The sequence below is a fragment of the Leptolyngbya sp. ST-U4 genome (assembly GCF_039962215.1).
Taxonomy (GTDB): domain Bacteria; phylum Cyanobacteriota; class Cyanobacteriia; order Elainellales; family Elainellaceae; genus Leptolyngbya_A.
On the sequence record NZ_JAMPKZ010000016.1, the window covers coordinates 71,159 to 93,693 of the forward strand.

The 22,535-nt window shown below is 53.2% G+C and carries 21 protein-coding genes; 10 read left to right on the forward strand and 11 right to left on the reverse strand.

Going from position 1 to position 22,535, the window contains the following annotated elements; genetic code table 11:
* Positions 1-396: 396 nt before the first annotated feature.
* Positions 397-2,598 carry a CHASE2 domain-containing protein gene (locus NDA02_RS19845; protein WP_348255688.1) on the forward strand — a complete coding sequence of 734 codons (2,202 nt, stop codon included), beginning with the start codon at positions 397-399 and terminating at the stop codon, positions 2,596-2,598.
* Here NDA02_RS19845 and NDA02_RS19850 read toward each other — a convergent pair.
* Positions 2,511-2,924 carry an MGMT family protein gene (locus NDA02_RS19850; RefSeq protein WP_190789780.1) on the reverse strand — a complete coding sequence of 138 codons (414 nt, stop codon included), beginning with the start codon at positions 2,922-2,924 and terminating at the stop codon, positions 2,511-2,513. The two genes, NDA02_RS19845 and NDA02_RS19850, sit on opposite strands and share 88 nt — an antisense overlap.
* A gap of 171 nt (positions 2,925-3,095) precedes the next feature.
* Between NDA02_RS19850 and NDA02_RS19855 the strand changes: the two genes are divergently transcribed.
* Positions 3,096-3,890 carry a hypothetical protein gene (locus NDA02_RS19855; protein ID WP_190789779.1) on the forward strand — a complete coding sequence of 265 codons (795 nt, stop codon included), beginning with the start codon at positions 3,096-3,098 and terminating at the stop codon, positions 3,888-3,890.
* A gap of 293 nt (positions 3,891-4,183) precedes the next feature.
* Here the strand turns inward: NDA02_RS19855 and ppsA are convergent, their stop codons facing one another.
* Positions 4,184-6,709: a phosphoenolpyruvate synthase gene (gene ppsA / locus NDA02_RS19860; protein WP_348255689.1), complete on the reverse strand. Its 2,526-nt coding sequence runs from the start codon at positions 6,707-6,709 to the stop codon at positions 4,184-4,186.
* Positions 6,710-7,352: 643 nt separating this feature from the next.
* On the opposite strand from ppsA, the gene NDA02_RS19865 reads away from it, so the two are divergent.
* Positions 7,353-7,823, forward strand: coding sequence for a hypothetical protein (locus NDA02_RS19865; RefSeq protein ID WP_190789777.1), 471 nt, complete (start codon positions 7,353-7,355; stop codon positions 7,821-7,823).
* 13 nt (positions 7,824-7,836) lie between these two features.
* On the opposite strand, the gene NDA02_RS19870 is transcribed toward NDA02_RS19865, so the two are convergent.
* The 4 genes from NDA02_RS19870 to NDA02_RS19885 all read right to left on the reverse strand — a co-directional run bounded on the left by NDA02_RS19870 (position 7,837) and on the right by NDA02_RS19885 (position 13,663).
* Positions 7,837-8,577: a hypothetical protein gene (locus tag NDA02_RS19870; protein WP_348249071.1), complete on the reverse strand. Its 741-nt coding sequence runs from the start codon at positions 8,575-8,577 to the stop codon at positions 7,837-7,839.
* Between the two features lie 338 nt (positions 8,578-8,915).
* A complete protein-coding gene (locus NDA02_RS19875) occupies positions 8,916-10,406 on the reverse strand; it encodes a carotenoid oxygenase family protein (RefSeq protein WP_348255691.1) in 1,491 nt (496 codons plus the stop codon).
* 75 nt (positions 10,407-10,481) lie between these two features.
* On the reverse strand, positions 10,482-11,888 hold the full coding sequence (locus tag NDA02_RS19880; protein WP_348255692.1) for a folate/biopterin family MFS transporter: 1,407 nt from the start codon (positions 11,886-11,888) through the stop codon (positions 10,482-10,484).
* Positions 11,889-12,022: 134 nt separating this feature from the next.
* Positions 12,023-13,663 carry a hypothetical protein gene (locus tag NDA02_RS19885; RefSeq protein ID WP_190791977.1) on the reverse strand — a complete coding sequence of 547 codons (1,641 nt, stop codon included), beginning with the start codon at positions 13,661-13,663 and terminating at the stop codon, positions 12,023-12,025.
* Positions 13,664-13,976: 313 nt separating this feature from the next.
* On the opposite strand from NDA02_RS19885, the gene clpS reads away from it, so the two are divergent.
* The 3 genes from clpS to NDA02_RS19900 all read left to right on the forward strand — a co-directional run bounded on the left by clpS (position 13,977) and on the right by NDA02_RS19900 (position 15,906).
* Positions 13,977-14,264, forward strand: a complete 288-nt coding sequence (gene clpS, locus NDA02_RS19890; RefSeq protein ID WP_190791978.1) for an ATP-dependent Clp protease adapter ClpS — start codon at positions 13,977-13,979, stop codon at positions 14,262-14,264.
* 111 nt (positions 14,265-14,375) lie between these two features.
* Positions 14,376-15,251 (forward strand): type II CAAX endopeptidase family protein, encoded by an 876-nt coding sequence (locus tag NDA02_RS19895; protein ID WP_190791979.1) that lies wholly within the window; start codon positions 14,376-14,378, stop codon positions 15,249-15,251.
* Between the two features lie 55 nt (positions 15,252-15,306).
* Positions 15,307-15,906 (forward strand): DUF3611 family protein, encoded by a 600-nt coding sequence (locus NDA02_RS19900; RefSeq protein ID WP_190791980.1) that lies wholly within the window; start codon positions 15,307-15,309, stop codon positions 15,904-15,906.
* A 6-nt stretch (positions 15,907-15,912) separates the two neighbouring features.
* Here the strand turns inward: NDA02_RS19900 and NDA02_RS19905 are convergent, their stop codons facing one another.
* The 4 genes from NDA02_RS19905 to NDA02_RS19920 all read right to left on the reverse strand — a co-directional run bounded on the left by NDA02_RS19905 (position 15,913) and on the right by NDA02_RS19920 (position 17,849).
* The gene (locus NDA02_RS19905) at positions 15,913-16,314 is read right to left on the reverse strand and encodes a biopolymer transporter ExbD (protein ID WP_190791981.1); all 402 of its coding nucleotides are present in this window, start codon (positions 16,312-16,314) and stop codon (positions 15,913-15,915) included.
* Entirely contained in the window at positions 16,301-16,948 is a 648-nt protein-coding gene (locus NDA02_RS19910) for a MotA/TolQ/ExbB proton channel family protein (RefSeq protein WP_190791982.1), read from the reverse strand. The genes NDA02_RS19905 and NDA02_RS19910 overlap by 14 nt, the downstream gene beginning before the upstream one ends.
* A gap of 110 nt (positions 16,949-17,058) precedes the next feature.
* On the reverse strand, positions 17,059-17,397 hold the full coding sequence (locus NDA02_RS19915) for a DUF4870 domain-containing protein (protein ID WP_190791983.1): 339 nt from the start codon (positions 17,395-17,397) through the stop codon (positions 17,059-17,061).
* Positions 17,398-17,408: 11 nt separating this feature from the next.
* Positions 17,409-17,849, reverse strand: coding sequence for a DUF4870 domain-containing protein (locus tag NDA02_RS19920; RefSeq protein WP_190791984.1), 441 nt, complete (start codon positions 17,847-17,849; stop codon positions 17,409-17,411).
* 280 nt (positions 17,850-18,129) lie between these two features.
* On the opposite strand from NDA02_RS19920, the gene NDA02_RS19925 reads away from it, so the two are divergent.
* The 4 genes from NDA02_RS19925 (at position 18,130) to NDA02_RS19940 (ending at position 21,477) form a co-directional block, all read left to right on the forward strand.
* The gene (locus NDA02_RS19925; protein ID WP_190791990.1) at positions 18,130-19,503 is read left to right on the forward strand and encodes an aldehyde dehydrogenase family protein; all 1,374 of its coding nucleotides are present in this window, start codon (positions 18,130-18,132) and stop codon (positions 19,501-19,503) included.
* Between the two features lie 131 nt (positions 19,504-19,634).
* Entirely contained in the window at positions 19,635-19,946 is a 312-nt protein-coding gene (grxC, locus tag NDA02_RS19930; RefSeq protein WP_190791985.1) for a glutaredoxin 3, read from the forward strand.
* A 99-nt stretch (positions 19,947-20,045) separates the two neighbouring features.
* Positions 20,046-20,591 (forward strand): tRNA adenosine(34) deaminase TadA, encoded by a 546-nt coding sequence (gene tadA, locus NDA02_RS19935; RefSeq protein WP_190791986.1) that lies wholly within the window; start codon positions 20,046-20,048, stop codon positions 20,589-20,591.
* Positions 20,592-20,745: 154 nt separating this feature from the next.
* Positions 20,746-21,477: a lysophospholipid acyltransferase family protein gene (locus tag NDA02_RS19940; protein ID WP_190791991.1), complete on the forward strand. Its 732-nt coding sequence runs from the start codon at positions 20,746-20,748 to the stop codon at positions 21,475-21,477.
* Positions 21,478-21,508: 31 nt separating this feature from the next.
* Here NDA02_RS19940 and NDA02_RS19945 read toward each other — a convergent pair whose 3' ends face one another.
* Entirely contained in the window at positions 21,509-22,270 is a 762-nt protein-coding gene (locus NDA02_RS19945; protein ID WP_190791987.1) for an MBL fold metallo-hydrolase, read from the reverse strand.
* Positions 22,271-22,535 lie beyond the last annotated feature (265 nt).

Below are 22,535 nucleotides of genomic sequence, written 5' to 3' on the forward strand. Positions count from 1 at the left end.
GGTAGGGACAAGGGCGTGGGGCAATGCCGCTTTATACGGAGGGAACCTCTGCGTTCTTTTCAAAGTCTGTGGCTCAAAGTCTATTGCTCAAAGTCTATCGCTCAAAGTCTATTGCTCAAAGTTTATTGCTCAAAGCCTGCTCTCACTGTCCAAGCTGCTTCTCAGGAATTGCTCTGCTAAAGGCGCAAGCTAGGTGCTCCATTCCTTTCCTGCTACTTTAGGATCATCTAAAGTTTTTTCCTGTTTCTGCTCATTTGTTTCTGGCTGTTTATACATCAGCGTTTTGGTGCGATCGACAGGCGACCATCGGGCATTCTATCTACGGTAGCTCCACGCAATACCACCCTTCGCGCAAGGTTTATGAGGCAGTTTCGGAAACAGTTCAATTGGTTGCGTGTGCTTCTCAAAAGAGAGCATCGTCCGCTGTGGAAAGTGAGCCTTGTGATCTCGGCGAGTATTTTGCTGCTGCGCTATTTTGGCTTGCTACAGGCTCCTGAGCTGGCAATGCTCGACCAGATGTTTCGTCTGCGCCCGATCGAGGCAGCCGATCCGCGCATTGTGCTGGTGACGATTAGCGATGCCGATATCCGCCAGATTCAAGCTTGGCCTATTCCTGATCAAGTGCTGGCAAACCTGATCGAACGAGTTCGCACGGCTGAGCCGCGAGCGATCGGGCTAACGCTGTATCGCGATCTGTCAGTCGGTGAGGGTCAAGCTGAGCTAGAAAGAATTTTCGCCACCACACCCAACCTAATTGGCACGGAAAAGCTGCCCGATAACGAGAGTGCCGCAGTCGCCCCACCCACAACCCTCGAGCGTCAGCAGCAGGTGGGCTTTAACAACGTGGTGATTGATGCGGATAACGTGGTGCGTCGATCGCTGCTGTTTCTTCAGCTTAAGCAAGAGCTGCACCGCAGTTTTGCCCTTAAACTTGCTCTGAAATACCTGGAGCCAGAATCAATCGGCTTACGTGCCCGAGGCACTCAGGTCGAAATTGGGTCACTCAAGCTGCTGCCGATCGCCTCCCAGGTTGGGGGTTATATGCGAGCGGATGTGGGCGGCTATCAAATTCTGGCAAATCCGCGCAGTCCCGCCGCCGCATTTGAATCCTTGTCGCTCTCGCAGGTCTTATCAGGCGAATTCGATCCAGAAATCATGCGCGATCGCGTTGTGCTGATTGGCTCCACGTCGGATAGCGTCCGCGACGTTTTTTACACCTCCTACAGCGGAGGATTGGGTGGCAACTCGCTGCCGATTAGCGGAGTCGAGCTACAGGCGCAGTTTGTCAGCCAGCTTTTAAGCGCAGTGCTGGATCAGCGTCCGCTGCTGCACGTTCCGCCAGAAGGGTTTAAGATTCTCTGGCTCTGGCTCTGGTGCTGGGTGGGGGCTGCGCTCTGCTGGTGGGTCCGTCCGCTGGAGCGATCGGCGGTTCGGGTGGGGGTGGCTAGCCTGGGACTCATGCTCATTTGCTATGTTGCTTTTTTGCTGGGATACTGGCTGCCGCTCGTGCCACCGCTGAGTGCTCTGCTGAGTGCAACGATCGCGATGACCGGACGCATTGCTCGCCAGGAAGGAGAACTCAAGAAATCCAAGGAATTTCTCAATTCCATCATTAATACGATTCCTGATCCAGTCTTTGTCAAAAATCAGTCCCATCGCTGGATTGTGCTGAATCGGGCATTTGCCCACTTTATTGGCTACCCGATCGACGTGCTGCTGGAAAAAACAGACTTCGACTTTTTCCCGGCTCAGGAAGCCAACCGCTTTTGGGAACAGGATCAACTCACGTTTCAGCGTGGTACTCAGCAGGAAACCGAAGAAGAATTCACCGATGCTAAAGGCGTGACTTATCTGATTGCCACAAAGCGATCGCTGCACCGAGACGCGGCGGGCAATGTGTTTCTGGTGGGAGTGATTCGCGATATTACCCGACGCAAGCAGGTGGAAGAAGAACTGCGGCGTACGGCGGCTGAGCTGGTGCAGTCCAACGCTGAGCTACAGCAAGCTAAAGAAGACTTAACCCGGCTTGCCTTCTATGATCTGTTGACCGGACTCGCTAACCGCAAACTGCTGCAAGAACGCCTCAGCAGCGCACTCACCTGGGCAAACCCAAATCAAATGGTGGCAGTGCTGTTCCTTGATCTGGATGGGTTTAAGCAAATTAACGACACCTACGGACACCACATCGGCGATCTGCTGCTGCGAACTGTAGCGCAACGGCTGCTCGGCTGTTTGCGGAGTAGTGATACGGTGGCTCGACTGGGCGGCGATGAATTTGTCGTTGTGCTGCCGGGAATTCCCAGCATCTCGGATGTGATTTGCGTTGCCGATAAGATCTTGCTGACCCTTTCTCAGAAGATCGTCCTGCAAGGAGAACTGCTCTCGATTTCGACCAGTGTGGGCATTAGCCTTTATCCAATTGATAGCATCACGCCCTCAGATTTGCTGAAACAAGCCGATGCTGCTATGTATCGCGCCAAACAGCGCGGCAAAAATTGCTATGAATTTCATCAGACCGGGCTGATGCCTGCGGACTGCGAGGAGCCGTCGCTCGTGCCGTCGTCTGAGCCTGCCGCTGCTTCGGAAACCATTCGGTAGGGGCTTGAGACAAATTCGGGCTGCCAGCGATACTGCCGCAGACTCACTTTTCCCTGTTTGCTGAACACGATGCCTTCTTGCTCCAGGAGCGATCGTTGCAGGTAATCGGTTCCGTGCCGAAAAGGAGACTCGGACACTTTCCCCTTCGCATTAATCACGCGATGCCAGGGAATGTCGTCCAACTGCATATCTACCCGATACAGGGCATAGCCCACCAGCCGCGCCTGCCCCGGAAGGCTTGCCAACTCTGCGACTTGACCATAAGTTGCGACCTTGCCGGAAGGAATCTGCCGGACGATCGCATAAATGGCATCGTAAGTAGACACAGGAGACACCCAAATTTCCTATAGTTTCAAGACGATAGACTGGAGATTAGCCGCTGGAAGCGCTAGACTCTGGACGGTATGCCTCAGACCCTTTCAGGGATTCTTCCCGGTCTGCTGGCTTCAGTCTATTTTCTCTTGTTCATCCCCTTCGTGTGATTTTTCGTTAGTCCTGTGGCACAAGCATCTTCATCCCGTTCCCGATATCCGCTTCGTCAAACCTTTCGGCGTTATGCGCTGCAATGGCTGGAGCGACCCAGCGTTCAGCAAATCGTTCGCTATAGCTCTGCCTCGAAGGGCTGGCTGTTGAGCGGGGCTGCGCTGCTCGTGCTGCTGCTGTGGAACTGGCGACTGGTCATTTCGCTGGGGCTGGGGCTACTGACGCTATCAGCGGGGTATTTGCTGCAACAGGGACAGGGAAGACGGCTGTGGGCAATCTGCCAGCACTGGTGGCAAACCGTCGATCGCCCCTTTATATTGACCCTTGGCAGTAGCATTTTCGTCGTAGGGATGAGCTATCTAACGCTCTCGATCTGGCAGGAAATGCAATCGTCTTGGGTAGCGGTCGGGTTTGTGCTTCAGGGCACAGCCGTTCTGACTGTTTTAGGTCTGTTGGCATGGCAAGTTTGGCGGCAGACCCAGATCAGCCACGCTCCCCTGAATTCCGCGCTTGATCGAGACTGGTTCATCGATTTGGCAGACTCCGACCCGCTCAAGCGACTGCTGGCAGTGCGGCAACTCACCCACGCCCTCACCCAACCTCACCCGTCTTTATTGCTCACCCCAAAAGAACTAGCAGAAACCTTTCGCCTGATGCTGAACCGCGAAACCGAGCCGATCGTTTGCTGCGCCCTGCTGGAAAGCCTGCAAATCCTCGATGCTCGTGTACCTTCGCTGCAAGCCAGTTCTCAACCTGCCGTCCTGGTGACAGCGCGAATCAGGGAGCCTGTTGAACGCGACGCAAAATAGCAAAATAATTTTGGTGTTGCTGGACTGAAGGGTGAAGGATTGAGTTTGACTGCGTTAGGTAGCCCCAAAGGGGTCAATTCTGAGGGACTTTGAGTGTTTGAGCGTTCTCCAGCAATGGGGAGCGAACTGATCTCGTGATTTAGCCACGGTAATCATTCGATCGCTTCCCCGATCGCGAATTGTTCCCCCTCAAAAATGCCCTAAGGGCAGGTCTTGTGGTTGATCTGATATATCTCCCATATCTCAAGCAAAACCTGCCCCGCATCTCCTCACTCACTCACCGACCCACTCACTCATCTACCCACTCTCCGCCCCTCTGTCTGCGCGATCGTCAATCTCGTCTTCAGCACCGTATCCGGGTTGAGGCTGATCGAATCAATTCCCTGCTCTACCAGGAAGGCGGCAAATTCAGGGTAATCGCTGGGAGCCTGGCCGCAGATGCCGACCTTGCGCCCTTTTGCCTTAGCACGCTGAATCACCATGCGGATTAGCTCTTTCACGGCTTCGTTGCGCTCGTCGAATAAGTGAGACACCAGGGCGGAGTCGCGATCGAGTCCCAGGGTGAGCTGAGTCAGGTCGTTTGAGCCGATCGAGAAGCCGTCGAAGATTTCGCTGAACTGGTCTGCCAGGATGACATTGCTCGGCAGTTCGCACATCACATAGACCTGCAAGCCGTTTTCGCCCCGAACTAAGCCGTGTTTCGCGAGTTCTGCTAGCACTTTGCGACCTTCTTCGGGAGTGCGACAGAAAGGGATCATCGGAATCACGTTGGTTAAGCCCATTTCGTCTCGCACTCGCTTAAACGCCAGACATTCCAGTGCAAAGGCATCGCGATATTTCGGGTCATAATAGCGAGATGCACCGCGCCAGCCCAACATCGGGTTTTCTTCTTCTGGCTCAAAGGCTCTGCCGCCCAGCAAGTTCGCATACTCATTGCTCTTGAAGTCCGACATTCGCACAATCACTGGGTTCGGGTGAAAGGCGGCTGCCAACATGCCAATTCCCGAAGCTAAGCGGCTGACAAAGTAGTCGGGTTTGTGGGGATAAAGAGCCGTGATCCGAGCAATTTCCTGCTTTACGAATTTGTCTTCGAGGCGATCGAAGTTCATCAGGGCGAGGGGATGCACGCGAATGTGGTTGGCAATAATAAATTCAGTGCGGGCCAGTCCAACGCCGTCGCAGGGCAGGGCAGCCAGTCCAAATGCTTCGTGCGGATTGCCCACATTCATCAGGACTTTGGTGCGGGTGGGAGGCAAATTGTCGAGCGGCAGTTCTTCGACTTCAAAGGGTAGCAGTCCGGCATAAACCTGTCCTTCTTCGCCTGCGGCACAGGAAACCGTCACTTCCTGACCGTGATGCAGCAAACCCGTAGCATCGCCGCTGCCGACGATTGCCGGAATGCCTAACTCTCTGGCAATAATCGCCGCGTGACAGGTCCGCCCACCCTGATTGGTGATTACAGCTCCTGCTTTTTTCATAATCGGTTCCCAGTCGGGGTCAGTGCGCGTCGTCACCAGCACTTCGCCTTCCTGGAACGCTTCAAGCTGATCGAGTTCGGTGATAATTCGCACCTTGCCTTGTCCAATCATGTCGCCCACAGCGCGTCCGGTGAGCAGCACGTTAGCCGGAGCCGGGTCTTTCAGCCGATAAGAGCGCAGCACATTGCCCACCTTCTGGGAGTGAACCGTTTCTGGGCGAGCCTGGACGATAAACAGCTCTCCGGTTGTGCCGTCCTTTGCCCACTCGATATCCATCGGCGTTTTGCTGCCGTGAACCGAGGAATAGTGGTCTTCAATAATGCAAGCCCATTCTGCAAGCTGAAGGATTTCGGCGTCATGGATCGCAAACTGCTGCTGCTCCGACTTGGCAACCGGGACGTTCACTGTGGCTTTGCCGCCGCCAATGTCATAGATCATCTTGATTTCTTTGCTGCCCAACCGCTTTTCCAGAATTGGACGAAAGCCCTTCTTCAGCGTCGGCTTGAACACGATGTATTCATCGGGATTCACCACACCCTGCACCACGTTCTCGCCTAGCCCGTAAGCCGCCGTCACCAGTGCAGCATTCTCAAAGCCAGATTCTGTATCAATCGAAAACATCACGCCCGAGGCTGCCAGATCCGATCGCACCATTTTCTGCACACCCACTGAGAGCGCGACTTCAAAGTGATCAAAGTTTTTGATTGTCCGATAGGAAATTGCTCGATCGGTAAACAGTGAGGCAAAGCACAGATGGCAGGCTTCCAGCACTCGACTGATGCCGTGAATATTCAAGTAGGTTTCCTGCTGTCCGGCAAAGCTGGCATCAGGCAAATCTTCTGCCGTCGCACTCGATCGCACTGCCACATCCACACCACTATGCTTGCTCAAGCAGTCTTCCCGCTCTAAGCCGCGCATGCCCTCACAGATGTCTAGCGATGCTCCATACCGATCGCAAAGCTGAATGTAGGCATCCACGATCGACCGATCCAGTTCCGGCGGAAAGGGCGTGTCCAGAATCAGCGTCCGTGCCTGTCTACCACACTCCCGAAGCTGCGCCATATCGTTTACGTCCAGATTGGCGAATAGCTGCCTCAGCCTTGATTCCAACCCTGCCTGCCGCATGAAATAGCGAAATGCATAGGCAGTCGTTGCAAACCCGGTCGGCACATTCACGCCTCTGGGTGTAAGCTGCTGAATCATTTCTCCCAGCGAGGCATTTTTACCGCCCACGACCGGTACATCGTGAATGCCGACCTGCTCAAACCACAGCACAAATGCCTGCTCTTTTTGCGCCTGATCGAGGACGGGAAGATTTTGAAACCGATTTGCAAGAGTCATGAAGTGCGGCTCCTAATCACGAAAGCTTTTTAACGAAAACGAGGAAAGATGGCAGCGATCGAATGGGGGCAATCGACGATCACAAAACTGCCAGGCAGAAAAACTGGAGAGAAACAGGGGCAAGAAAATTGGGGCAGTTGACCTGACCTTTTTGAGGGGATGTTTGACAGGTCGTGCCAGTCCTGCGCTGCTTCTTGAATCCCCATTAATGGAGACTTTGAACGTTAGAGAAGGCTCAGTTCCCTTCAGGATTGGAGGGCTGGGGGAACAATTCGGAGAACAGTCAGGACTGTTCAAACATTTTTGTAAGAAATAAAACTCGACCTGTGAGCCAGTGCAGAAGAGAAGCAGTTTCTCTAAAGATCGATCGTCTTGAGCAACGCAAAAACGCAAAGGGCACGATCGCCGAATCTACCGGACGATCGAAGGAATTGTAGAGATATCAGTTAAATTACGGTAAAGAAAGCGAGTCTGGCTTCCTCCCTCTGGGTTAACTGGTCAGGGGAACGGAAGTCACTCGTAGCTTCATTTTATGAATAAGACTCTGAAGACGGCGATATTCTGCAAAAAACAGTATCAATTGATACTGTTTTATCGATTGCGCTTGGGACATCGTTCAAAAAAGTAGGAGGAATCGTAACGAGTGAACGCAGCAGAACAGGCGATCGGGCTAGAGCTAGCGACCAAAATTGCCGCCGTCGTGAATTTGTTTAAGGCACAGTTTCCCGATGCGCGGGCAGATCTGAAGCCCTGGGCAAACGACCCGGATACCCGTGATCTGGTTGACCCTGACTCGATCGACATCGGGTTTCACTTTCCGGGCTGGAGTCGCCGCCTGCAAAGCCGCAGTGTCCTGGTGCAAATTCGCTTTTACCAAGACCTGGGGACGAAGAAGAATCGGGCGATCGGCATCGAAGCCGCAGGGTTTACCCATCTCGGCGAACAGTGGCGGATGTCTACGATCGAGAACTGGCAATTTGTCGGAAAGACTGAGCCGATCGAGGAGATGAAAGGGCAAATTCGGGAGTTTTGTCGGCAGAGTTTTGAGTTATTTAATGGGGAAGTCGGGAGTGGGGAGTGGGGAGTCGGTGAGGAGATGGGAGATGGCGGGTAAGTGAGTTCATCGATTACATCAGATTTGCAAATACGGCTTTTCCGTCAAATGCAGTGAGAGCAAGCCAGGTGTAGGTCGATACCCATTTAAAGAGTGTTGCTGTTTCTTGGGGAACCCAGGTTTTAGTAAACATGATGATCACAAAAAGATTGCCAGAAGGAAGTAAACCGCCAAAGCCTAAAACAGACTTCACCTGATAAGGAACCACAAAATCTTTTTGAGCAGGAATATATTGGCTACCTAACGCGGTCGGAACATGAAAGATAAAGGTGCTATGAATTTTCCGCTCTGAGTGAATTAAAAGGTCGGGCATGGGTTCTAAAACCGTGTCAATTTCTAACCCAAATTGCTGAATTAGTCGCGAGATCATCGGAATCTTGCTAACAAAATCGACGCTTAATAAGGGAATCGCTTTGTGCCCCGATGAGCCGTCTCTTGTGTTCCAGTGCGGTTCGTCTCCTGCCGTTGCCATCAAGGTTAAGCACTTCGTTTCGTCGGCGATCGAATCAACTTTCAAAAGATCAAGAGCAGCAATCTGAAGCTCGATCGGCAAGTTTTTGTAAGGATGAGTTTTGAACAGGCGGACTAACGCACAGGCAGATTCTCCGGTTTGTGGATCTACACAATTGTTGTAAAGATAGCGAACGATTCGTTCTGCGACTTCTTCCATATTGTCTGCGTCTGCATAAGTGCTGCGAAGGTCGATCGCACACCGATACATATCTTCCTGCGTGAAATTAATCAGATTGTACATAGTCTGAAGCTTCTCGAAGTCTCTGTAATGGACTAAATCCTCGAAGTAGCCGAGCGAGCTAATTGCAGTTTCTTGTCTATTCGATGGATTTATCAAGCTTCAGGACGATCAAGTTTAAGCTCCTGTGTGGATGTCGTTTGCTTCGTTAAAACCCTTCGTTAAAACCCTTCATTAGAATAAAAAAGGGATGCCAGAAACCTCTCCCGATTCAGGGACAGAATTCTGCATCCCGGTGTGCGCTGCGTGGCGACAGCGACTAAAAGGAAGCCTGATTCAATTGATGGTTTGCGCTAGGCAGGATTCACGCGACGGGCGATCGAGTGCCTTCAGATTTACGGCTAAATACGGATAAAGCACTCTGGGGTAAATGTGCCGTGCAGTCCGTAGGGAACATGATGCTTGAGGTGTAGGCGGGCAAGGGGCTGAGCGAGGTTCTGAGCATCCAGGATCACGATTTGCGATCGCTCTCGCTTGGCATCAAAGACCAGGGTGAGCAGCCAGCCATCATCCTCACTGAGCGAATTAGGACGCGGCACAAAGACGGGTTCTCCCACAAATCCGGTCGGGGCAGCACTCCAGAGCTGACGTTCTCCCGTCGTGAGGTCGATTTTGAGAATTGCCTGCAACGGAGCGTTTCCGGTCGGGTTATGGGCGGCTCCTATGTAGGCATAGCGGTATGGACGAGCTGTGCGATCGGGGTGGAGCGAGGGAAACTCACAGCAGCGGCTTTCGATAAGCTGGCGTGTGACGCTGTTGCTTTGCAAATTGAACTGGAACCGCCAGAGCTGACCCGGTGCGAGTTCAGCAAACTTGACCTGGCGATAGTCTTCATCCGGTTCGATGCTGGGCAGCGCGTCGTAGCAGATTGAATCGACAAACAAATCGCCGTCCTGTTCAAAGGCGTTGGCATGGTGGAACACAAAGCCTGCCTGAATCGGAATGGTTCGAATCGGGGCAGATCCTTGACGGGGAATAATGAGAGCCTGCGTCGGACGATCGCCCTTAAACTCCAGACACTGACCTGCGCCGCGCAATCCCATCACAAACGGAATCGGGTTAAAGTCCACCGGGTTCTGGAAGAAAATGCAGTAGTTGGGTGTGAGGGCAAAATCGTGAATAAAGGCAAAGCCGGGAACCGATCGCATTTGCTTTCGCAGCAGTTTGCCGGCTGGATCGAGTTCGTAAAGGGTGATCGTGGTCGAGAGTCCCTTAGGCTTGATCGAAAAATTCACCAGGCAGGGCGCGCCCTGGTCAAACTGGCAGGCCGGATCAACGATCGGGTGTGCCCCAAACGCTTCTCCCGGTTCCAGGATGCCGTCGAGGTAATCTAAGCCGATCGTTTCTAGCGTGGCAGGGTCGAGCCGATAGGGTTCTGCCGCTTCCCAAAGTGCCAGCAGTTTGCCGCCCCAGTAAATTACCTGCGTATTAGCAATATTCTTCAGCCGCAAATCCATAAAATTCGCCAGCCAGCCACCCGGCTTTTGGGTGCCAAACACGCCGCGATAAAGAATTTTGCCTGCCTGCTGCTCTTCTAAAAATGCCTGCGTGCGGACAAACCGATTGCGATAGTGGGCCTGTCCATTTTGAAACGTAATCGCGCTAATCATGCCGTCGCCGTCGAACGGATGATGAATTTGCTGTCCGTTGATGTCGAGCAGTCCGGGTCCGTTGCGAAACAGGGTTCCCTCTAGCTCGGGCGGAATTTGTCCTTCGATTTCGTTGATCGCATAGTCGTATTCTTGTTTAAGCGATCGATAGCCTTTCTGCCACTGATCCAGGTCGTAGGACAGAGACGCATTTTTTGAAGACGGGTTGGTTTCGAGTTGCATAGCAAGCGGTAGGCGGTGAAGGGTAGGGAGCGGAGCAGCAAAATCCTGAAGGCAATTTGGCGGTTTTAAGGAAATCTACTGGCGCAGTTCGGTGACCAGTTCGGAATTCGTTGCGCCTAAATTTTCGATCGGTTCCGCCGAGGCTTCTGGCAGAATCATAGTCTGAGGCATCTGGCTTTCTTCTGCATTAGGCAACCAGCCCAGAAACGGCAGCGGCAGCAGTGTACTTAGGTTTGTGAGCAGCACCAGCAGCCAGAGGCGATCGAAGTTGCTTTCGGTAACGCCAAGCCAGTGCATCATGAGTGCCCCAAATTCATAGGACAGCAAGCCTGCCAGGTTCACTACCGACATCAGCAGCGCAAACAGGGTTGCCTCCACCCCTGCCGGACAAAGCCGCGCTGCCAGCACCAAAATCGGCATATAGGCAATCTGGCTCATCACCGTCAAGATCAGGCTATCGCCTAGGCTAAACCAGTGGTCGTCAATGCCGATCGCCCGATTCGCATGGGTAACGAGCAGCAGCATTGTCATACCGAGCAGGGTTGAGATAACGGTCGTCCAGCCAAAAATTACCCGGAACGGCACTGCTTTAAAAAATCGCTGGAACATCCAGACCCCCAGCAGCGAAGCCAGACTGGTGATCAGCCGAACCCGCCCCAGGAATTCTGGCTGGAAGCCCAGCTCGTTGGTGGTGAAGAAAAAGAAGGCAGCATCGGCAGTGGGCGTTGCCTGAAGCACAAACAGAAACGCCGTCGGCAGCCAGATCGCTCGCTGGCTTACTGCTTTTCGCAACTGGCTGATTTGCTCTCGAATCGCCGCCCAGTCTGTAGCGTGGTCGATCGGCTCTTCGGTAATCAGCCATGCCACCAGCGACACGATCAGCGGAAACGTTGCCGTAACGCCAAACACCGTCTGGTTACTGAAATGCTCCAGCAGAATCCCGCTCAGGTACGCTGTGATCAGGCCACCCAGTGCCGAAGACCCCCAGCAGAGCGATTGCAGCGATCCGGCATCCTGCACTGACTCGGTTCTTGCTCGCTCGACCACCAGCGAATCGACGATCACATCGCTAAACGCCACCGAAAGCGAACCCAGCGCGATCGCTGCTGTTGCCGACCAGACATCGTGAACGATCGTCGCAAGAGCCACCCATGCCGTCGTGCCCAGTAGACCAGACAAAATCAGGTAAGGACGACGACGATAGCCGAAGAGCGGCAGTCCATCGGAAACAAAGCCAAACAGCGGCTTGATCATCCAGGGCAGCGCAGCCACCCCTAGCAGAGCCGACACCTGCGCCGGACTCATGCCCAGGTCATCTTTCAGAAAGAAACTGACCGCCAGCCGCGCCAGCCCCAAAATGCCCTGCACAAAGTACACCAGCAAAATTGCCGCCAGCTCTGGACTGGGTTCGTTTCCGAACAGAACCTTTTCCTTCAGCAGCGTTGTAACCTTGACCCTTAAGCCAGGGGAGGAAGCTATCATTCAGTTTCGATTTGTTAAGAAACATCAACACTGCCTATTATGATAACTCCCTCGCTGAGACTGTCCAGGAATCGCAGGGGGGATTGGCGATCGGCATTTGATCCGCATTCGGACGGCATTGAATCACCCGCAGGTTAGATGCTGAAGCTTTCTGTCGTAAGGTTGACTCCCTGTAGAAAGGCAATTGGGTGACCGTTTACCTCGATCGCAGTGTTTCTGCCCTGCGGGAGAAAAACGAGGTCATCTAGCTGCAGATTGCCCTTGAGGATCAATTGGTCTTTCCCTGGCTGAAAGTCAAGAATGGTCTTGATGCCTAGACCTTTACCAATCACAAATCGATCGCCTCCCGCTTTGCCAAGCCATTGCGCTTTGCCGAACCCTTGATCGTTGCCTTTGCTGCTGTTGAGCAGATCATCCTCTACGGTTCCCACAATTAAATCTGCCTTAGGAGCCGATCGCGCTGCCCGCAGTTGCCGGGGTCGGCTAGGAGTCGTTGGCGGGGAGCCATCGTTACCGCCATTATTGTTGCCGCCATTATTACCGCCGTTGCCGCCGCTATTTTGAGGAACGGTGAAGCGTCTTGCCAGAATGTCTGTGCCGCGATCGTCGCCCTCATCACTCTGCCACGCGACAACAAAATTGCCATTGGGACGAACTGCAATCTGGGGCAGGGTCTGGTCATTATCGGTCGTTTTGTTGACTTGGAATTCACCGGCGATGCGGCTGCCATTCGAGCCAAACTGCTGTCCCAGCACATTGAAATTATCATCGCTATCGCTGGCCCAAACGATCGTAAAGTTGCCTTGCCTATCTGAGCCGATCGACGGAGTTTGCTGATCGCCGTTTGTGGTGGAATTGACGCGGAGATTCTCTGCACCGACCGCATTTCCTCTGGCGTTGTAGCGACGGGCATAAATACCTGAACCGTCCCCGTCCTGCTCTTGGTCCTGCCAGACCACGACAAAATTACCAGCCGGACCAACCGTGACATCAGGATTAATCTGATCGCCTCTGACCCGTGGATTCACCTGAAACTGATTGTTGATCGGATTACCGAAGCGATCAAATCGTTGGGCAAAAATGTCATACCCGTTGTTCCGGGTGCGGCTCTGCCAGACCACGACAAAATTGCCCGCCGAGTCCGTTGCAACCGCCGGATTGATCTGAGCGCGATCGGTCGTTGTGTTCACCAAAAAAGCTCTGCCCTGACGCGCTCCAGAACTGTTGTAGCGTTGAGCAAAGATGCCGAATCCACTCTCATCGCGCCCGATCACTTCGTTCGTTGTGCGTCCTTCGTTTTGCCAGACCACGACAAAGTTACGCGCTTCCCGGTTTTCTTCATCGGTTCCGAGCGGTTCAAACGCAACGTCCGGATTTTGCTGCCGTCCCTCAGTGGTCGTGTTAATGCGAAACTCAGAGCCATTCTCCCGGAAATCATCTCCGCTGAACTCATATTGCTGGGCAAAGATGCCGCTGCCTGCATCGCCTTGATTTTCAGCCTGCCAAACCGCGATCGTATTGCCAATTCCATCGATTCCGAGAGCGGGGCGTTCCTGGTCTCCCTCCCGTAGCGAGTTCACCAAAAACTCTGGGGCAAAAGCCGTGCCGCCGGGGAGAAAGAAGCGGGCGAGAACTTCTTCTTCGTCTTCCTCACTGTCGCTCTGCCACGCGATTACAAAATTGCCGCGCTCGTCGATCGCGATCGAGGGATTTTGCTGATCGTCTGCCGTCGAGGAATTGACACGGAGAACGTTTCCTTTGGGGGTTGCTTGCATAAGCTTGTCCGGGGGCTTGTTCAAGGGAACCTGCTGAACCTGGGGAGCAGCACCCACTAGGTTACGGCATAAAAGGCTAGATAGAGCAATTTTATTGATTTTCAGGGAAAACTGGCTCTATCTATAGCGTTGACTCTGCACCTGGGGAAGTCACGATCGCTGTCCCCTACCTTATATTTAACCTTGATTCAACGTTCTGATTCAGGCGCAGCGGCTTTAGCCTGCCCACGTAATTTTCTGTAACATGGAAACCGTGTGAGCTGAATTGCACTCCTTCGCAAAACCGTCAGACTTCGATTTGAGGAGATAGCCTGTGGCAGTCGAAACGATTCAAGAGCGTTCTACATCAACCGTCCGTAAACCTGCTCCCCGCTATAAGGTGCTGCTGCACAACGACGACTTTAATTCAATGGAGCATGTGGTTAAGTCACTGATGGAAACCGTCAGTGGCCTGACGATGCCGCAAGCCGTCAGCATTATGATGGAAGCGCACGTCAATGGCATTGCCCTGGTGATTACTTGCGCCCAGGAACACGCCGAATTTTACTGCGAAGGTTTAAAGAGCCGGGGGTTAACCAGCACGATCGAGCCTGATGAATAAACGGTTCTGTCCTGACGATTTCCTGAACGAACGGGGCAATGGAGACCCTCGGCGCCTCTTCAAATCTCCTGATAAACCCCTTCCCGATCGTTTTGCCTCCCTAAAACCTGCTTGAAACCCATCCTGACTCGCCTCGCTCTTTATCCTGCCCCAGTCCGAATCATCGCGTTTCTTCTGCTGGTGGTGGGAGTCTGGCTGCCCTTTGCTGCGCCGATCGCCCTCCTCGTGCGCGATGCCAATCAAGTCACGATCTTCACCATGTCTCTGCTGTTTGTCGCGTTTCTGCTGCTGATTCGCGTCTGGGGTAAAAGGGTACAGGGCGATCGGCGAATTTTTCAGACCTATGGGCTGGTGTTCAGCAAACAAAATGGGCGGGAGCTATTGTTGGGGCTGGCGATCGGTTTGCTTAGCCTGTTTTTTCTGTTTGGTGTGCAGAGCAGTTTGGGCTGGGTTGAGTGGCAAGCGTTCGCCCCATCTCTGCGAATTGGGCTGGAAGGTGGCGTGATGGCGTTGGGCATCGGCTTTGCCGAGGAGCTTGTCTTTCGCGGCTGGATTTATGACGAACTGCGGCGCGACTATTCCCCCAAAACGGTGCTTTGGGCAGATAGCCTGATTTTTGCCTGCCTCCACTTTATTAAATCCCCCGCAGAAATTATTCGCACTTTTCCTCAGTTTCCAGGACTGGTGCTGCTGGGGCTGGCATTGGTTTGGGCAAAGCGATCGACTGCCGTTCCCCGTCCTGTGGCTGATCCGCGCTGTCCTCAAGGCAGGCTCGGGCTTGCGATCGGGCTGCATGCCGGACTGGTCTGGGGCTATTACATGGTGAATGTGGGCAATTTGATTCGCTACTCTAGTCGCGTTCCCATGCTGCTGACGGGAATTGATCGCAATCCGCTATCTGGGGCAATCGGGCTGCTGTTTTTGGGCGGTTTGGCAAGCTTGATGGCATGGCAATCGAGACGGGGCAGTTTTTTCTTCGATCGCTAACTCAAGTTGGGAATCGCTCGATCTACACTGAGAGAATCTTCCTTGAGTGCGGGATATGGCAAATCGATCGAGTTCTGTGTCTGTCTCTCCAGCGATCCGGCGCGTTGCTTTATCGCTGCGAATTCTGGGCTGGGTGAGTTTCTGGTCACAGGTGATTTTGGGAGTCGTTGCAGGAATCGTGCTGATTTTTGCCGGGGGAAATCTCCGTGCCCCTGCGCCGAATCCGGGGAATCCTACCACTCCGGTCGCTGCTAATCCGGGAACTGGGGCAGGGCTTTTCTTTGCTTTTATTGGGCTAGTTGCGCTGGCTGCCAGCATTTATTGGGCGTTTCGCTATACTCGCCTGGCCCGCAAGCTCACCGCTGCTAACAGTGCCGAGCGTCCCAAGCGTGGCGATACAGTTCGGATTCTGGAAATCGGGCTGCTGATCAATCTGGCAGGGTTGCTGGTGACAGTTTTAGGAGCGCAGGCGATCGCGGGGGCACTGCTGCTGAAGTCTTTTGAACAGGGCTTTGTCATCTTTTCGGGCAATCCGCTCCGGTTTATCACGCCGCTCGATCTACTGGTCGTGCAGTCCAACACCAACGCGATTCTGGCGCACTTTATCGGGCTAGCATCAACGCTGTGGCTACTGCGATCGATTAACCGTCCGTAGTTCCCGTTACGGCTGTTCTGTCGCGATCGCCAACCGCACCCCATCGATCGCCCTCAGCCGATCCATCACCTGCACAACGTTACCGTGGCTGACTGCTGTATCTGCGTTGATCACCACGAGCGGCTGCTGACCGGTGGCAGCTTCGGCTTTGATTTGGGCCTCGATCGTGTCTAGCGGCATCGCGGCTCGGTTGAGAGCAAGGTTTCCGGCAGGGTCGATCGTGATGACAAACTGTTCCTGGGACTGATTCTCGGTGGTTCCGGCTTTGGGCAGGTTAACGGGTAAGCCCTGCGATCGAGTCAGAAACAGGGTGGACATAATGAAAAAAGTGAGAATCGCAAAAATCACATCGATCATCGGCACGATGTTGATTTGAAACTGAGATTCCGGCTCATCAGGCAGACGCATTAGGCAGTCCTCCACGTTCGTAGCGACGACGATGAATCAGTTCAAGCTGTCCGCCATATTCCTGAATCAGCGCAATTTGACGCAGATACAGTCCTCGAAACATATTGGCAAACAGCAGGGTAAAAATAGCAACGACCAAGCCAGCCGCAGTCGAAATCAGGGCTTCGCTGATACCTGCGGTGACGTTTGCAGTTGCCTGTCCGCCCAACTCGCCGATCCGCAGCGAGGCAAATGATGTAATCAGTCCCAGAATTGTCCCCAGCAGTCCCAACAGGGGGGAAACGCTGATCACGGTTTCAAACACGGTGTTAAATCGCTTCAGGAGGGGAATTTCTGCCTGCGCTGCACTCTCCAACGCTAAGCGAAACTCGTCGGGGGTTGATTGCTCTAGCTCTAAGGCGGCTAAAAAAATGCGGGCGATCGGCAAGTTCACGTTTTGTTCGAGCTTCTGGAAGGCAGCTTTGGGACTGCGACGATAAAGTGCCAGGACATCGCGCACAATGGCATCCTGTTTTCGCCCGACCTGAAACCAGAAAATGAGCCGCTCTAGAATCAGAGCCATCGCCAGAATCGACAGCCCCAACAGGGGATACATGACGACTCCGCCCAGGGCGAATATTCGAGCGATCGACATGAGAAGTCCTCTTTAGTCTGCAATGTTCAGTCTGTAAGGTTCGACTGCGTTAATAGCATACTCCCATGTGGGGAGTTCAAGCTTGATGCTTTAAGTAGTCGCTTAGCCGATTACAGCAGGCGAAAAATAAACGGATAGCGGTAGGGCAGATCGGGGCGATCAAGGACTTTGACGATCGCAATAATCGGCAGCACGAGTGTAGCAACCCCTAGCAAAACCAGGAGTGGGATTCCAATCAACACCACCGTCAGCACACCGAAAATAATGCCATAGAGAAAAACGTTGATGTGAAAGTTGAGGGATTCGATCGCATTGGCTTTCACAACCGGGTCTTCGTTTACCAACAGGATAATAATTGGAATGGCAACAGAAACGATCGTGGAACTGAGCAAAATCGCGCCGTGGCAGAGGGCAGAGAGGAGTTTGCGTTGACTGGTTTCGGTTTGCATAAGAATCAAGGTTAAAGGAGCCGGAAGATCAGGGGATAGCGATACGGAACCTCAGGGCGTTTGGCAACTCGGACGATCGCAGCGAGCGGCAAAATCAAGCTGGCAAGCCAGAGCAGGACAAATAGCAGCACAGCCCCCACCATAATCATTAGCGAAATCTCGAAGAGAAACGAATAAAGAACGGACGGCAGGTTTAGCGTAATCAAGGAGTCGTCCATAACAAAGGGAATGAAAAGACTTAAGCCAAAAAATCCGACAATGAACGCGGCGATCGCATAGATATACAGACTGATGTGAAAATTGATTGATTCTCTTGCATTTGCTTTTACGATTGGATTTTCGTTGGTGGCAAGAATGACGATCGGAATGACAATGGAAACGATCGCGGAACTGAGAAACACCGAAGCATGACACACAATCGAGAGTGCTTTTTGTTGATCTAAATCACGCATTGCTGATCTCGGTGAACTTTTCAGACCTTTGGTTACACCTTTTGGTAGGAATTCCCTGGCTGAATTTGAGATAAACCCTAAAAAAGCAGTTGCGCGGCGAAGTGAAACCACACGTAAAACCAAACGTAAAACCAATTGCCCAAATTCTAGCTACCGCAGTTCAACCGATCGTTCCTGAAATCTTGTCGATTTATTAAGAAGAATTTAGGGTAGAAGAGAGATGTCTCAGGAGAGGTTGCTGGGTATGGTGCAATTTATCGCAGGTTCCGAAACAAACCAGATGCAAGCTGAGATTGAAAGTGTCGTGCGGCGACAGCGTGCCTATTTTCGGACAGGCGAGACGCGATCGATCGAGTTTCGGACTAATCAGCTCAAGCGGCTGCGGCAGGCAATCCTCGATCGGGAAGCAGCCATTATGCAGGCAGTGCAGGCAGATTTGCGAAAGCCCGGCTTTGAAGCCTTTGCGACTGAAGTTGGTGTGATTCAGGAAATTGACTACGCCATCAAGCATCTACGCAGTTGGATGAAGCCCAAAAGCATTGGTGCGCCGCCCGAACAGTTTCCGGCGAAAGCCCAAATTATTCCTGAACCGCTGGGCGTGGTGCTGATTATTGGACCCTGGAACTATCCGTTTCAGCTCATGATTTCGCCCCTGGTGGGGTCGATCGCCGCCGGAAACTGCGCTTTGCTCAAACCCTCGGAAATTGCACCCCACACCTCTCGCGTCGTCGCCGATCTGATCGAGGCAACCTTTGACCCCCAATATATTGCGATCGTCGAAGGCGGGGTCGAAGTCAGTCAGGCAGTGCTCAACGAAAAGTTTGACCATATTTTCTTCACGGGCGGAACGGCGATCGGCAAAATTATCATGGCAGCCGCTGCCAAACATCTCACCTCGGTCACGCTGGAACTGGGCGGCAAAAGTCCCTGCATTGTCGATGCGGATATTGACCTGAAAACCGCCGCCAAACGCATCGTCTGGGGCAAATTTATCAACGCCGGACAAACCTGCATCGCGCCTGATTATCTGCTGGTTGATCGCCGCATCAAACCCCAACTCATCGAAGCCATCACCGCAGCCCTGCGCGAATTTTATGGTGACGACCCGGCAACCAGCCCTGACTACGGACGCATTGTGAGCGATCGACACTTCGAGCGACTGGCTCATCTGATGCAGAACGGTCAGCCGATTGTCGGCGGTCAACTAAATGAAAGCGATCGCTACATCGCCCCCACCCTTCTCGACTCCGTGGATCTGGATGCACCCCTTATGCAGGAAGAAATCTTTGGTCCGCTCCTGCCTGTGATTGAATACAGCGATATTGAAGAGGCGATCGACCTGATCCTGTCCAAGCCCAAACCGCTTGCCCTCTACCTCTTCACCCGCAACAAACCACTCCAGCAGCGCATCCTCCAAGAAACGTCATCCGGCGGAGTTTGCCTCAATGAAACGATCATGCACGTCGGCGTAGCGCAACTTCCCTTTGGCGGCGTGGGCGAAAGCGGCATCGGCAAATACCACGGCAAAGCCAGCTTCGACACCTTCTCGCACTACAAAAGCATCCTCGCTAAGCCCTTCTGGCTTGATCTGCCCTGGCGATACGCGCCGTATCAGGGAAAGCTGGAGCAGATTAAAAAGTTGCTTTTGAAGTGAAGCGGTGGAGTTTATCCAGACATCCAAAGCGATCGCAAAACTTCTCCAGGCGATCCTCGCCCCTTCACTCCTTCATCACCCCCTCCACCCCCTTACCCCTCTACTTAATCCACCCCTTCACCCCTCAACCCATGCCAAACCTCCTCAACTTTCTCCTAAAACGCCCTTCTGAGAAAATCAGGGCAAACGTCGAAGTCTACACCTGGCAAACCTGCCCCTACTGCATTCGGGCAAAAGTGCTGCTGCGCTGGAAAGGCGTTCCTTTCACGGAATACAGAATTGACGGAGACGGAGCGGCACGAGTCAAAATGGCAGAACGCGCCAACGGTCGGCGCACTGTTCCGCAAATTTTTATCAACAATCAACATATTGGCGGCTGTGATGATCTCTATACGATCGATCGCGAAGGCAAGCTCGATGCACTCCTAATGCAGCCTGAATAATCAGACCTTCCAGCCATCACTGCATCACAACTGCATTACAACAGTCCCAGGCGCAATCCTTAAAAAACTCCCCCTCACTCCCTTCTCCCTTCCACTCCAATGCCCCTTCCTCCACCCCCGATCGATCATCCTGATTACCTCATCCACTATCACTGGATGACCCAGGCGATCGAGTTGGCACAGGCGGCAGGAGAAGCAGGAGAAATTCCGGTGGGAGCGGTGATTGTTCAGGGAAATCGGGAGATTGCCACGGGGGAAAATCGGCGAGAGCGAGATCGCGATCCAACAGCTCACGCAGAAATTCTGGCACTGCGGCAGGCGGGTCAGCAATTGAGTTCCTGGCATTTGGAGTCCTGTACGCTGTATGTGACGCTGGAGCCTTGCCCGATGTGTGCTGGGGCGATCGTGCAGGCGCGGCTGGGGCTGTTGGTGTATGGGGCAGATGACCCGAAGACAGGGGCGGTACGGACGGTCGCCAATTTGCCCGATAGTGCCTGCTCCTTTCATCGGCTTCCCGTAGTAGGCGGCATCCTGGAACTTGCCTGCCGTCAGCAGTTGCAAGACTGGTTTAGGCAGCGTCGGCGAACTCATGAACAGCACCGCCCCGCAAATCAGCCAATAGACGGCGAGGGAACTGTCCCCTGAAAGAGGGAGAGATGAACACGAGCAACTAATGTGGGTATAAGGTATGCCCCAATGGTGATGGGCTTTATTGAACTGCTTAGCTATGGTTTTGCTTCACTCTTCTCACGATCGCCCCGCTGAACCTGAAGTGATTCAACCCGCTTCCACCCCGCAAATGCCTGAGCCACCGGAACCCTCTTCCAAAGCTCCAGTGACGACCATTCGATCGCGAATTTCTCCCTGGCTCACACCCCTGGTTTACCCTTTGGGCTGCTGGTTCGTTTTGCCCAACTACTTTCGGATTGAAATCACGGGACAGAAAAACTTGCCCCTGGAGGGTCCGGTGATTCTTGCCCCAACTCATCGATCGCGCTGGGATGCGCTGCTGGTTCCCTATGCGGCAGGTCGATTTGTTACAGGGCGCGACATCCGATTTATGGTGACTGCCGATGAAGTGAAAGGGCTTCAGGGTTGGATGATTCAGCGACTGGGTGGGTTTCCGGTGAATCCGCGACAGCCTGCGATCGCCAGTCTTCGATTCGGCGTTGAAGTGCTGCACAACCGCGAAATGATGGTGATCTTTCCAGAGGGGGGAATCTTTCGCGACCATCAGGTTCACCCGCTGAAGCCCGGACTCGCAAGACTCGCGCTGCAAGCCGAAGGAAATCAGCCTGGATTGGGCGTTAAAATTGTGCCGATTCATCTGGAGTATGGGCAGGAGTTTCCCACTTGGGGCTGTCCGGTTAAGATCGCGATCGGCAAACCGCTTGAGGTGAATCAATATGGGCAGGGTAACGTGAAACAGCGTGCCCAAAACCTTACCCAGGATTTAGAAAATTCCCTGCGGCAGCTTGGCGGCGAACTCTCGGAAGGCTCTGCCGATTGCGTTTCGGTTTCTGCCTCGTAGGGTCTGAGTTTCAGCGATGATCAAACAAAAATCAGGCGATCGGCACTTCTAATCGATCGCCTGGTTTCGGCTCGATCACCTGTGCTGAGAGCTTTGCTGCTGCCAGGCGTGATTGTAGTTCCGCCGCACTGCCTTCTGCCTTAAGTAGACCGGGAAGAATACCGCTCATCTCAATATCGCCCCCAGCTGCGGTGGGCAGAATTACTTTAGGATTCAGGACTTTTGCCAGTTCAACCGTCGCACTTCTGCCGCGAATCACTGCCCCCACGATCGGAAGCTGCAAATCTACGATCGGCGCAATCACCACATCGATCGGCGCAAGTGCTTTCAGCATCGGGGCGTGGTTGCCGTGCGGTTCATAATAAAGCGAAGTACCTTGCTGAAGATCGGTTAGCACATAGCCATTCTCAACCAGCGTCGGTCCGACCAAAGAACCGGGTACTGCCTGAATCTTGAGCGCGTTTGCCAGCGTGAAGCTTTCGCCGTGTGCCAGAGCCGTTACCTGCGCGTAGCCCAACCGATTCACCACTTTCGCCGCATTTGGAGAAGCAACGACAGGAATCTGGCGATCGAGCTGCTCTAGCGTAGGCGGATGGGCATGGTCTTCAAGTCCCTGGGAGAGCAAAATCAGATCAATTGCATCAGGAATGGCACGCTGGGAGCGACGATCGCTCTTAAACAGCCAGGACATCTTGCCAAACATCAGCGACCCTACAAGCCAGGGATCGAGCAGGATTTTTTGTCCTGCCATTTCAATCAGCCAGGAATTAGTGTCGAGCCAAGTCAAATACATCGCACATTTTTTGAGAGACTTTCCTTCATTATTGTCGCAATTCCATTACGTTGAGAGGGAATTGGGGCGATGTGAAATGGTTTTTATTTAGAGGTGATATTTAGAGGCGATCGGTGAGGTTAAGTAAAACAATGCTAAAATCCTTTATCCGTTTGCTGCTCTGCTTGTCTCAAGGCATCTTTGAAATGTCTTTTGCCCTAAAGAAAGATTACAGAAGGCTTCTACGATCTGCCCGAGTTTTGAACTTTGCTGAATCCAAATTTTT